An 11,947-nucleotide genomic window follows, 5' to 3' on the forward strand; every position below is an offset into this window, starting at 1 on the left:
GATGAAACCCCTGCAATCCCTGGTCGTACTGCTGCTGGCCGTGGCCATCGGCGTGGTGGCTGCGCAATGGCTCGGCACCGATGATCTGAACCGCTACGGCGAAGTGACCCTGCGCTACGGCGGCTACGACTACCACAGCAACCTGCCCAAGGTGGCCCTGCTGTCGGTGATCGGCGTGCTGGTACTGTGGCTGTTGTGGAGCCTGGTGGCGGCACCGTTCCGCGCCTGGGGCCGCTACCGCCGCAAGCAGGGCCGCGTGCGCCTGATCGATGGCCTGCAGGCCTACGAACACGGCCACTGGCAGCGTGCGGAAAAGCTGCTGGATGGTGCGGCGGCCGACCCGGAAGTAAGCGCGGTGGCGCTGGCCAATGCGGTGCGCAGCGCGCAGTCGCGTGCCGATGCCGCGTCAGGCGAGGCGCTGCTGCAGCGCCTCGGTGACAGTGATGCCACGCTGCATGCGCTGCTGCGCGCCGAACAGCTGCTGGCACGCGACCTGCCGGTGGATGCGATCAACGCATTGGACGTGGCGGCCATCCAGCCGCTGCCGCCGCGTGGCCTGTGGCTGCGTACAGAAGCGCTGGCGCAGGCCGGGCGCGCGCACGAGGCGTACGGCCAGCTGGGCGCGCTGCGGCAGAGCAAGGTGCTGCCGACCGACGCCAGCAGCGAACTGGAAGCCCGCCTCGCTGCGCAGGCCCTGCTGGAGGCCGGCGATGTGAACGCCCTGGCCGCGCAGTGGGAAGCCACGCCGAAGGCGCTGCGACCGACCCCGGACGTGGTGGCCGCCTACGCCACCCGCGCCGTGGCGTTGGACTGGGACGAGCCAGCGCTGCTGGCCCTGGAACAGGCGCTCGACCATCGCTGGGACGATGAGCTGGTGGCGCTGTATGGCCGCCTGCCCGCCGAACGTCTGGCCACCCGCCAGGCCAACCTGGCGCGCTGGCGCAACGTGCATGACGATTCGGCTGCGCTGCGCCTGGCGCAGGGTCGCATTGCCCTGGCCCAGCAGCAGTGGGATGCGGCCGATGCGTTCCTGCACGAGGCCATCGCCGCCGGTGCCGGTGCGCCGGCGTGGGAGGCACTGGGTGAAGCGTTCGCCCAGCGTGGCGACCACGCACTGGCCGCACAGTGCCTGGCCAATGCGCTGCGCCTGCAGCGTGGCGAGGACAGCGTGGCGCTGGTGCATGCGGCCGATGTGGCGCCGCGCAGCACGGTGGAAGACCTGCCTACTGCCGCGCAGCCGCCGGTGTATGACGCCAACGAGGTGCGCGATGGGTTCGGCAACCCGCGGGTACCGTGAGCATGGCTGAGGTGCGCCGACCCACGGTCGGCACCCACCCACAAAAAACGCCGCCCGATGGGCGGCGTTTTTTGTTGTTCGATGGATGCAATCAGCGTTCGACGATCGCCACCACGCCCATGCCGCCAGCGGTGCAGATCGACACCAGCGCGCGGCCACCGCCGCGTTCTGCCAGCTGCTTGGCCGCCGTCGCGATCACGCGTGCGCCGGTGGCGGCGAACGGGTGGCCGGTAGCCAGCGACGAACCCAGCAGGTTGATCTTGTCCGGGTCGATGCGGCCCATCGGTGCATCCAGGCCCAGGCGGTTGCGGCAGTAATCCTCGCTCTCCCACGCACGCAGAGTGCACAGCACCTGCGCGGCGAAGGCTTCATGGATCTCGTAGATGTCGAAATCCTGCAGGGTCAGGCCGTTGCGCTTGAGCATCTCCGGCACGGCCACGGTCGGTGCCATCAGCAGGCCTTCGCCGTGCACGAAATCCACCGCCGACACGTGGGCATCGCGCAGGTAGGCCTGCGGTTCGTGGCCGTGCGCGCGGGCCCATTCCTCGCTGGCCAGCAGCACCGCGGCGGCACCATCGGTGAGCGGGGTGGAATTGGCGGCGGTCAGCGTGCCGCGGCCCGAGACCTTGTCGAAGGCCGGCTTCAGCGTGGCCAGCTTTTCCAGCGAGGTATCGGCGCGCAGGATGTTGTCCCGCTCGACGCCACGGAACGGCGCGATCAGGTCGTTGAAGAAGCCGCGCTCGTAGGCAGCGGCCAGCTTCTTGTGCGAGGACACCGCCCATTCGTCCTGCGAATCACGCGAGATGTTCCATTCCTTGGCCATGTCCTCGCAGTGGTCGCCCATGCTCTTGCCGGTGCGCGGCTCGGCCACGCCGGGGAACTCGGGCTTGAGTTCGGAGAGCTTGAAGCCGGCGGTCAGCGCGCGGATCTTGTCGCCGGTGTTCCTGGCCCGGTTGGCGGCCAGCAGGCGCGCGCGCAGCTTCTTGCCGTACACGATCGGCACGTCGGAGGTGGTATCCGAGCCGCCGCCGATGCCTGATTCGATCTGCCCCAGGGCGATCTTGTTGGCCACGGTGATGATGCTGTCCAGCGAGGTGCCGCAGGCGCGCTGCAGGGTGATGCCCGGGGTCAACGGCGACAGGCCCGAGGACAGCGTGGCTTCACGGCCCAGGTTCCAATCGCTGGAATGCTTGATGACCGCGCCCATCGCCACTTCGCCGAGCTGCTGACCATGCAGGCCGAAGCGTTCGACCAGCGCACCCAGAGTCCGCACCGACATGCCGAGGTTGCCGACATCCGAATACGCGGTGTTCTGGCGGCAGAACGGAATGCGGACGCCACCGAGTATGGCGACGGGACGAGCGTTGGGCATGGAGATACCTGGCATGGATGAGGGTGTCTGCAACATGGCCTGCACGACGGAGCAGGCATAATGGAGCCAAGTGTAGCTGCCGCCCTGTGATGGGCCAACCGTGGAACCATGAGCAAACCCGACCCCGCGATGAATGCCCTTGGCGTGCTGGCCCTGGAACTGGCCAACGGCGAAATCCCCCGCCAGGCGGTGCTCAGCGCCGACCAGGCCGGTGAACTGGCCGACCGTATCGGCCGTGACCTGGCCAAGCTGGTACCGCAGGTGGCCGAGCTGGACCTGGTGTTCGCCGCCGCCCATTTCGACCCCGCTGAAATCCTGCGCCCGGGCTGGCCGATCCACCGCCGCCTGGAAGAACTGCAGATGCGTGCCCCGGGCCGCAGCCAGGGCCCGCGCCTGCTGGCCTTCGGTGCCGGCGCCGACGGTGAAGTGCCGCTGCCGTTCCAGGCCGATGCGACGCTGGTGGGCGGTGGCCTGCGCGTGGTGCCCTTCCTGCTGACCGGCAGCGATGTGGCCACCACTACGGCCGTGGCCGATGCGCTGGAAGACGTGCTGCTGGCCAATGGCATGGCCCATGCCGATACGGCGCTGATGGCGCAGAACAGCTTCGGTGCCCGCATCGAGCACGCGCGCTACTTCACCGTGAACGACCTGGCCGCGATGATGTCGATGCAGTACGACAACCAGGGCCTGGCAGCGCTGTGGCCGCTGATCGAGACCGCGATCATGGCCCCGGGGCAGGACGAGTGGCTGGAAAACGCACCCGAGCCGCTGCTGCGCTATACGCAGGGCGAGGCGCGCATGGCGCTGTTCGATCCGGCCGGCTGGTGTGCGTACTACAACCACAGCAAGGGCGACTGCGACCGCCTGCAGGGCATCTATGAGCAGTTCCTGATGCGCCAGCGGCAGATGGCCGCGGTGCTGGAAGCACACGGCGTACCGGTGCTGTTCGTGCATTGCGAGGCCGGGCAGGACGCGCGCGAGCTGCTGGCGCGCTGATCCACAACGCCCGTGCGGGTAGTTGTAGAGCCGAGCCCATGCTCGGCTCAGGCCGCCTGCAGAGCAGCCGAGCATGGGCTCGGCTCTACAGGAAGCGGTTTTGCCTTACGGGGCCTTCTGGATGACCGCGCAGGCCAGGCGCGCGCCGGCGTTGCCGGTCGGCTGGGTCTTGTAGTCGTCCGCGTCGGCGTGGACGATCAGGCCGCGGCCAATGATGTCGAAGTCATCACCCTTGCCGATGTTGACGTTGCTCGAGACCGGGCCGTCGATGGTGGCCACGCCCTTGTCGTCGGCCTTGATGTTGGGCATGTCGCCGCCGTGGTGCGGATCGGCCGAGACATTGCCGTGGTCCTGCTTGCCCGGGTTGAAGTGGCCGCCGGCGCTCATGCCGTCCGGCGCGCTGCAGTCGCCCTTCTCGTGGATGTGGAAGCCGTGCTCGCTGCCCGGCTTCAGGCCGGTGATCTGGCCGGTCACGTGCACCTTGCCGTCGACGATCTTGAAGGTGACGCTGCCCTTGGTCTCGTTGCCCTGGGTCGGTGCCAGCTCGGCGCTGGCCGTAGCATCGGTGGCCGCAGCGGCATCGGTGGCCGGTACCGTGGCCGGATCAGCCGGTGCTGCCGAACCTTCGGCCGGGGTAGTGGCCGGGGCTCCGGCTTCCGGGGCTGCCGGCTGCTGGTTGCAGGCCGCCAGGCCCAGGGCGGCGATGGCCGCGAACAGCGAGGTGTGGATCAGACGCATGGAACTCTCCTTGGAATGATGCCCGTGGCGATCAGCGGGTAACCCGGATCACACCGCAGGCGATGCGGACGCCGGCATTGCCGGCGGGCTGGCTGCGATAGTCATCGGCGTTGGCATGCACGACCAGTGCACGTCCGGCGATATCGGTGGCGGCGCCTCCGCCAAGGGTAACGCCCTTCAGGTGCACATCGACGTTCGCGCGGCCCTGGGCATCGGCCTGCAGGTTGTCGATGTCGCCCAGATGGTGCTTGCCGCTGCCGGCGCGGCCATGCGCGCTGCCAGCGGGATTGAAGTGGTTGCCGGCGCTGCTGGCATCCACCGCGCTGCAGTCACCGCGTTCGTGGATATGGAATCCCGCCTGCTGCATCGGCTGCAGGCCACCGACCAGGCCCGTCAGGTGCACGCCACCGCTTTCGGTCTTCAGCACCAAGCGGCCACTGACGATGCTGGCCGAGGCCGGCGCCAGGTTGGCTTCGGCCAGCTGGGCCGCCGGCGTGGTGACCACCGGCGGCGGCGTGGGCTGCGGCTTCTGCGGCGCGCTGCCACAGGCAGACAGCAGCACGGCGGCGGACAGCGGCAGGATGGCAAATGACAGGCGCATCAGGGAACTCCTTGCAGGGAACACTACGGACGGCATCGTCCATGGCGGATCAACAGTTCGGCAAGCGGGTGCGAGGACCGCGTGCAGGGGGCGTTCAATGGCCCCCGCGGCGGCGGCCGGCGCCCAGTTTGCGGGTCAGCGTGTTACGGCCCAGGCCAAGCCGTGCGGCGGCTTCGGCGCGTCGGCCATGGGTGATCTGCAGCGCGGCCTCCAGCAGGGCGTGGTCCACGCGCTCGCGCACCTGCGCGTGGAGGCCCTCGGTGCCTTCAGCCAACTGCCGCCGCGCCCATTCGGACAGCAGCGTTTCCCACTGGCCCGGATCGGCACCCGCGCTGCTGCCGCGGCGGCTGCGCTTGCGGTTCAGCGCGGTATCGACGTCGGCCACGCCGATGGTGTCGGCGGCGGCGAGTGCGGCCATGCGCCAGCAGACGTTCTCCAGCTCGCGCACGTTGCCCGGCCAGTCGTGCTCGCGCAGTGCCTGCAGGGCGGCGGCGGTGAGCCGCTTCGGCGGCGTGTCCAGCTTGTGCGCGGCAGCGGCCAGGAAGGTGGTGGCCAGCTGCGCGATGTCCTCGCGGCGGTCGCGCAGCGGCGGCAACTGCAGGCGCACCACGTCCAGGCGATGCAGCAGGTCGGCGCGGAATTTACCCTGCGCGACCAGCCCTTCCAGGTCCTGGTGGGTCGCCGCGACCACGCGCACATCCACATGGATCAGCTCGCGGCCACCGACGCGGAAGAATTCGCCCTGGGCCAGCACGCGCAGCAGGCGCGTCTGCAGCGGCAGCGGCATGTCGCCGATTTCATCGAGGAACAGCGTGCCGCCGTTGGCCTGCTCGAAGCGGCCGATGTGGCGGCGCTGCGCACCGGTGAACGCGCCGGCCTCGTGGCCGAACAGTTCACTTTCCAGCAGTTCGGCCGGGATGGCGGCGGTATTGAGCGCGACGAACGGGCCCTGTGCACGCGGCGATTCGCGGTGCAGGGCGTTGGCCACCAGCTCCTTGCCGGTGCCGGTTTCGCCGGTGATGAGCACCGCCAGCGGTGCCTGCGCCAACCGACCGATGGCGCGGAACAGCGCGCGCATCGGTGGCGTGTCACCTACCAGCTGCGGCGGCTGGTCGCTGGGCGTTTCGGCCACCGGGGTCGACGCGGCCAGTGCCGGCGCCACGGCGGGCAGCACGCGCTGGGCCAGCGCGACTGCATCGTCGAGGTCGAAGGGCTTGGACAGGAACTCGTGCGCGCCACCGCGGAATGCGCCGGCCGTGCTGGCCACATCGGTGTAGGCCGACATCACCACCACCGGCAGCTGCGGCAGCGCGGCCTTCAGTTTGTCCAGCAGCACCAGGCCATCGTCGCCGGGCATGCGCACATCGGTGAACAGCAGTGCCGGCGCCGGGCCTTCGTTCAAGGCCTGCAGGGCGGGTGCGGCGCTGTCGAAATCGACGACCTGGTAGCCGGCCTCGCGCAGCGCGGTGCACAGCACGAAGCGCACGGCGCGGTCATCGTCGACCACCCAGATGCGCTGCGCGGAGGAAGGTGAATCAGACATCGCGCGGGGCCTCCTCGGCCGGGACGGCGCCGTTGCCGATCGGCAGCAGCAGGGTGAACACGGTATGGCCCGGGCGCGAGCGATAGGTGAGCGTGCCACGGTGTTCGCGCGCCACCTGCTGGGCCAGCGCCAGGCCCAGGCCGGTGCCTTCGGCGCGGCCACTGACCAGCGGCAGGAACAGGTGCTCGGCCAGTTCTTCCGGCACGCCACGCCCGTCATCGGCAATTTCCAGGCGCAGGGCCAGGGTGTGCAGCTGTTCGGCAATGCGCACGCCATGTTCAACGCGGGTGCGCAGGGTGATCACCCCCGCGCCGGCCTGGATGGCGTTGCGCACCAGGTTCCACACCGCCTGGGTGAGGCGATCGGCATCGCCATGGAACTCGGGAATGCTGGGGTCGTAGTCGCGCTGCAGGCGCACGGCCCAGCCGGCCTCGTTTTCGGCCAGGCGCAGCACGCGTTCCAGCGCGGCATGGATGTTCAGCGGTGCATGCGGCGCGGCCGGGGCCGGGGACAGCAACTGGTCGAGCAGGCCGTTGAGGCGTTCGATCTCCGAGCCGATCAGGTCGATCAGTTCGCGCTCGCTGGCATCGCGCTGCGCGGCTCGTCGCGCCAGCAGCTGGGCGGCGCCCTTCAGCCCGGCCAGCGGATTGCGCAGCTCGTGGGCCAGACCCTTCAGCGCGGCACTGAGCGCGCTGGGCAGGGCCTGGGTCGGGTCGAGGCCCGGGAATTCATCGACCGGATGCGCTTCCAGCAGCCAACCGCCATCGTCGCGGCGGCTCATCCAGCCCTCGGCAAAGCGCGCGCCCTCGCCGGGCAGGGCCAGCGACAGGCGGTTCAGCCGCAGGCTGTCGCGCTCATCGCGTGCGAGGAAATGGGCCAGCGCCTCGCCCTGCACTTCCAGCGCGGCCAGTGGCTGGCCAATCAGGCGGCGGACGCTGACGCCCAGCCAGCGCGCGAAGGCGGGATTGCAGCCGATGATGCGGCCATCGGCCCCGGCCCAGGCCAGCGGCGTGCCGAGGGCATCGAGGGACGGCGGGGGTGCGGGGTCGGACATTGCACCAATGTAGTGCAAAACGAGGGTGTGGGGTCGAATCCCTTTCCGTCAGGAAAGGGCTCTGACCCCTGCAGGCCAAATGCATCGAACGTGGTCGCATTACCTGATTCCCGCAGGGGCGCGCCGTTGCCACACTGCCTGCTGCATTCGCTATCCGGACAGGCCCTTCCATGCGAACCGTCCCCTACCCCGGTCCCGGCGAGATCCTGCTGCATGAGTTCCTCGAGCCGCTGGGCATCACCCAGTACCGCCTGGCCAAGGCAATCGGCGTGTCGCAGCGCCGGATCGGCGAGATCGTTACCGGCCAGCGTGCCGTGACGGCAGATTCCGGACTGCGGCTGTCCCGTTACTTCGGCGTGTCCGATACGTTCTGGATCGGACTGCAAGCGGATGTCGACGTGGCGATGAACAACGCGGCGACGTAAGGCTGATCCGGGGTCAGAGCCCTTTCCTGGCGGAAAGGGGTCCGACCCCATTCGCGTTACAGCTTCATGTTCAGGCCGACGAACACGCTGCGGCCCGGGGCCGGCGAGAACATCGGGCGGGCGCTGTCCCAGAAGAAGCTGTCGTACCACGCGTAGGCGTACTCGCGGCCGGTGACGTTCTTCAGCTGCAGGTCCACGCTCCAGCGCGGGGTGATCTGGTACGCCGCGCTGAGGTCGAGCACGGCAAAGCCGCCGAACTTGCCGGCCTCGTTGCGCTCTTCCAGGTAGTAGTCGCCCTGCGCGCGCGCCTGCAGGCCGAGGCGAAGCGCGTCGCTGGCGCGGTAATCCACGCCCAGGTTGCTGATGTGGCGCGGGGTAGCCGCCACTTCCCTGCCCTGCAGCGAAATGCTGGCATTGCGGTCGTCGCGGGTTATCTTCGCTTCCTGGTAGGCGTGCGAGGCCCACACCGTCCAGTCATCGCCCAGCTGCAGGCTCAGCTGCGCATCCACGCCGCGGCGGCGGGTCTTGCCCAGGGTGACCGTGGTGCCGGTGGCCGGCATGTTGGACACCTCGTTTTCCGCGTCCTGCTGCCACACCGCCAGGCGCGCCTGGCTGCCGGCGAACGGCTCGAACTTCAGGCCCAGCTCCATGCCGGTGTTGGTGGACGGCTGCATCGGCGCCTGGCCCGGGGTGAGGTAGGCCGGCGCGGTGGAGCCGGTGAGCACCTGGAAGGTGCGGCCCCAGTTGGCGTAGACATGGGTGGTCTGCCCCACGCTGTGGATCACGCTCAGCTTGGGCTGGCCGATGGTGCCGTAGTCCTGCAGGCGGCCGCGGACGCCGTTCATCAGGTGCGTGCTGCCACTGAAGCGGTCGATACGGTAGGCCGGCACGATCTTCCACGCTTCGGCCGGCTGGTAGATGGCCTGCACGTAGGCGCCCCAGTTGTCGAAGCTGTGGCGGTCGTCGTTCTGCACGCGCGCCGGCGCCTGGCTGTAATCGGTGGGTTCATCGTAGGCGTAGCGCTCGCGGATGTAGCCGTTGTCCTGCTGCTCGTAGTTCAGGCCGCCTTCTACCGTAAGCGCGGGGCTTGCCTGCCAGGTGAGCGTGCTGAGCAGGCCGGTCTGGCGCTCATCCCACACGCGGCGCTGGCGCGGCAGGTTGCCGGTGGGCAGGTCGCTGAAGGTCACCCGGCGGTCGTCTTCATAGCGGTTGTAGTACAGCCGCGTGCCGAAAGTCAGCGCATCGGAGAGTTTCAGGTCCACGTGCGCGGCGATCTGCCGCATGTCGCGGTCATCGCCATCGTTGGCGTTGCGCAGGTCGCTGCCACGGCGGTGCGTGCGCAGCTCGTCGGCCGTCATGAAGCCGGGTTCGTCCGCTTCGTGGTGGTAGGCGCGCGCGGTCAGGCCCACGCGCAGGCCGTCGTCCAGTGAGCCATGGAACCATTTGCCGCCCAGCGAATACTTCTTGGAGGTGTCATGGTCGCGGTAGCCATCACTGGCCTGGGTACCAACGAAGTAGTTCTGGGCGAAGCCATTCGCTTCGCGGCCCACCGCCAGCTGCGCATCGCGGGTGTTGTAGCTGCCGTAGGCCAGCCGCGCATCGGTGTAGTTGCCACCCTGGCGCGTACCGAAGTTCACGTTGCCGCCGATGTTGTGCAGGCCGTAGCGCGGGTCGTTGGTCCCGCGCACCACTTCGATGTAGCTGATTTCCAGCGGGAACAGCATGTCGATGAAGCGCTGGTTGCCGCTGTTGACATTGCTGGGGATGCCGTCGATGAGGGTCTTGATGGCATTGAGGTAGCCCTCGCCGTTGAAGGCGCGGAAGCTGACCTTGCCCGACTCCGCACCCTGCCGCGTTTCGGTGAGCTGGATGCCGGGCATCTGCCCCAGCAGTTCCCAGCTGTGCGAGACGTTGCGGTCTTCGATCTGGTCCGCGCCCAGCACGTCCACCGAGGTCAGCACCTGGTGAGCGCTGAGCTGGCCTTCGCCATGCTGGTGCACCTGCACCTTGCCGAGGGTGAGCGCGGCATCGGCGGACTGTGCGAAAGCTTCAGGGGCGAACGGAGCGGCCGCGAGGGCGGCCACCAGCGTGGAGGTTTTCATGGGGGTGGAAGAGTGCGGATGAAATGTAATCATATAACATTTCAAGCGCGAGGCTCGCGGAGTCGAGCATGGCTCGACTCTACAAAAGCGGGGGTGGAGCGGTGCTTACACCGGGTAGCCGGTGGCTTCCCTGGCCTTCTTCCAGGCGCTTTCAAATTCGCGCGCGGAGATTTCGTCGTCCTCGTCGAAATCGAGGAACGACACCGGCTGGTCGGCCAGCAGGAAACGGTCGTCGCTCTGGCCATGCTCATCGGCCCAGACCAGCTTGGTGCCGTAGATTTCCACCTGGCGCACGATCTTCTCGCCGCGGGCTTCCATCAGCACGTTGCCCTTGCCCAGGCCCGATTCGGCCCAGTGCTTGTAGTACTTCCTGGCGGTGTTGTTCTTGATGTTCTTCATTGCAGGGGTCCTGGCCACAGCGGCGGCCGGAAAGTTCGGAATGGCGCCATTATCAGCCATCCGGGGTCAGAGCCCTTGCCTGCGGCAAGGGATCCGACCCCTGCCGGTTCAGTTCGGCAGGGGCGCGCCCTTCGGCCACAGCATCCAGAGGTTGCCCTTCTGCTTCATGTCACCGGCCAGCTTGCCGGCGGCATCGCCGCTGCCCCAGTACAGGTCGGCACGCACTTCGCCGGCAATGGCACCGCCGGTGTCCTGGGCGGCCACCGGGCGCACCACCGGGCTGCCGTCCGGGCGGGTGGTGGACAGCCACAGCAGGCTGCCCAGCGGCACCACGCTGCGGTCGACCGCCACGCTGTAGCCGGCGGTCAGCGGCACGTTCAGCGACCCGCGCGGGCCTTCCGGGCTGTCGGCGCTGCGCACGAAGAACACGTAGCTGGGGTTGCTGCGCAGCAGCTCCGGCACGCGCGCCGGGTGCGCCTTCGCCCATGCGCGGATCGCGTCCATGGTGACGTCTTCCTTCTTCAGCTCGCCCTGGTCCACCAGCCAGCGGCCGATGGCGCGGTAGGGGTGGCCGTTCTGCTCGGCATAGGCCAGCCGCACCTGGCTGCCATCGGCCAGGCGTACGCGGCCCGAGCCTTGGATCTGCAGCAGCTGCAGGTCCATCGGGTCGGTCAGCCAGGCCAGCACCGGGGCTTTGGAGCCCTTGCTGGCGATGGTACCGGCGTCGTCATAGGGCTTGAGCACCTTGCCATCGAGGCGGCCACGCAGGCGCTTGCCCTTCAGCTCGGGGTAGAGGCTGTCCAGCTGCACCACGATCAGATCGTCGGGCGTGCCATACACCGGTACCGTGGCGGTGGCCGTGCGGGTCAGGCTGCCGGGATAGATGGGTTCGTAGTAGCCGGTGATCAGGCCATGGGCCTGGTGGCCCCCGGCGCGCAGTGCGTACACGTCGAGGTCGCGCTGCAGGAACTGACGGATCGCCGCCGGGTCCTTGTCGGACACCGTGGCCGCGGTCGCGCAGGGCTGGGCCCAGACCGCATCGTTCTTCAGGCGGGTGCAGCTGCTGCGCCAGGCGACGAAGCCGGCCTGCAGGTCGGCTTCGGAGACCGCCGGCAGCACCTTCCAGTCGACCTTGGCGTAGGTGGTGGCAGCGGGCTTGGCGGCCGGTATGGCCGGACGGGTGCCGGTGGTGGCGCAGCCAGCGAGCAGGGCGGCGGCCAGGAAGGTGAGGAACGCGCGCGGCGACGTAACAGTGATCATCGTCGCAATGTAGTGGGGCCGATGGTGGCGGAGCAACCTCCGGTAGCGCGGGGGGGCGACGCCGGGCGACGAGGCGCCCCCCCCCTCGGCGCCGCCCCGCCCCGCCCCGCCAACCGCCCCCGCCGATCCCGCGGAGGGGCGCCCCCCCGGTAGGCGTGGG

General features: G+C 69.0%; 11 protein-coding genes. 3 read left to right on the forward strand and 8 right to left on the reverse strand.

The genetic code is table 11. The annotated features are described in order from the left end of the window. The first annotated feature begins 1 nt into the window (after position 1). Complete coding sequence (locus tag AC1VXD_RS16230) at positions 2 to 1,297, forward strand: heme biosynthesis HemY N-terminal domain-containing protein (protein ID WP_482992902.1); 1,296 nt, start codon at positions 2 to 4, stop codon at positions 1,295 to 1,297. A 91-nt stretch (positions 1,298 to 1,388) separates the two neighbouring features. On the opposite strand, the gene AC1VXD_RS16235 is transcribed toward AC1VXD_RS16230, so the two are convergent. After that, a complete protein-coding gene (locus AC1VXD_RS16235) occupies positions 1,389 to 2,684 on the reverse strand; it encodes an acetyl-CoA C-acetyltransferase (protein ID WP_482992903.1) in 1,296 nt (431 codons plus the stop codon). 93 nt (positions 2,685 to 2,777) lie between these two features. Between AC1VXD_RS16235 and AC1VXD_RS16240 the strand changes: the two genes are divergently transcribed. Next, complete coding sequence (locus tag AC1VXD_RS16240) at positions 2,778 to 3,665, forward strand: hypothetical protein (RefSeq protein ID WP_164075626.1); 888 nt, start codon at positions 2,778 to 2,780, stop codon at positions 3,663 to 3,665. A 105-nt stretch (positions 3,666 to 3,770) separates the two neighbouring features. Here the strand turns inward: AC1VXD_RS16240 and AC1VXD_RS16245 are convergent, their stop codons facing one another. From AC1VXD_RS16245 to AC1VXD_RS16260, 4 genes are all read right to left on the reverse strand, one after another. Beyond that, positions 3,771 to 4,403: a superoxide dismutase family protein gene (locus AC1VXD_RS16245; RefSeq protein ID WP_482992904.1), complete on the reverse strand. Its 633-nt coding sequence runs from the start codon at positions 4,401 to 4,403 to the stop codon at positions 3,771 to 3,773. Positions 4,404 to 4,434: 31 nt separating this feature from the next. Then, complete coding sequence (locus AC1VXD_RS16250; protein ID WP_482992905.1) at positions 4,435 to 5,004, reverse strand: superoxide dismutase family protein; 570 nt, start codon at positions 5,002 to 5,004, stop codon at positions 4,435 to 4,437. 94 nt (positions 5,005 to 5,098) lie between these two features. After that, entirely contained in the window at positions 5,099 to 6,547 is a 1,449-nt protein-coding gene (gene ntrC / locus AC1VXD_RS16255; RefSeq protein WP_482992906.1) for a nitrogen regulation protein NR(I), read from the reverse strand. Continuing rightward, positions 6,540 to 7,601, reverse strand: a complete 1,062-nt coding sequence (locus tag AC1VXD_RS16260; protein WP_482992907.1) for a two-component system sensor histidine kinase NtrB — start codon at positions 7,599 to 7,601, stop codon at positions 6,540 to 6,542. The genes ntrC and AC1VXD_RS16260 overlap by 8 nt, the downstream gene beginning before the upstream one ends. Positions 7,602 to 7,771: 170 nt before the next feature. Here AC1VXD_RS16260 and AC1VXD_RS16265 point away from each other — a divergent pair, with 170 nt between their 5' ends. Next, a complete protein-coding gene (locus tag AC1VXD_RS16265) occupies positions 7,772 to 8,026 on the forward strand; it encodes a HigA family addiction module antitoxin (protein ID WP_482992908.1) in 255 nt (84 codons plus the stop codon). Between the two features lie 56 nt (positions 8,027 to 8,082). Here AC1VXD_RS16265 and AC1VXD_RS16270 read toward each other — a convergent pair whose 3' ends face one another. From AC1VXD_RS16270 to mltA, 3 genes are all read right to left on the reverse strand, one after another. Further along, a complete protein-coding gene (locus AC1VXD_RS16270; protein ID WP_482992909.1) occupies positions 8,083 to 10,128 on the reverse strand; it encodes a TonB-dependent receptor in 2,046 nt (681 codons plus the stop codon). A gap of 105 nt (positions 10,129 to 10,233) precedes the next feature. After that, complete coding sequence (locus tag AC1VXD_RS16275) at positions 10,234 to 10,527, reverse strand: hypothetical protein (protein WP_108767275.1); 294 nt, start codon at positions 10,525 to 10,527, stop codon at positions 10,234 to 10,236. A gap of 108 nt (positions 10,528 to 10,635) precedes the next feature. Then, on the reverse strand, positions 10,636 to 11,787 hold the full coding sequence (mltA, locus tag AC1VXD_RS16280) for a murein transglycosylase A (protein ID WP_482992910.1): 1,152 nt from the start codon (positions 11,785 to 11,787) through the stop codon (positions 10,636 to 10,638). Positions 11,788 to 11,947: the final 160 nt, after the last annotated feature.

Source organism: Stenotrophomonas sp. STEN054 (genome assembly GCF_056854535.1).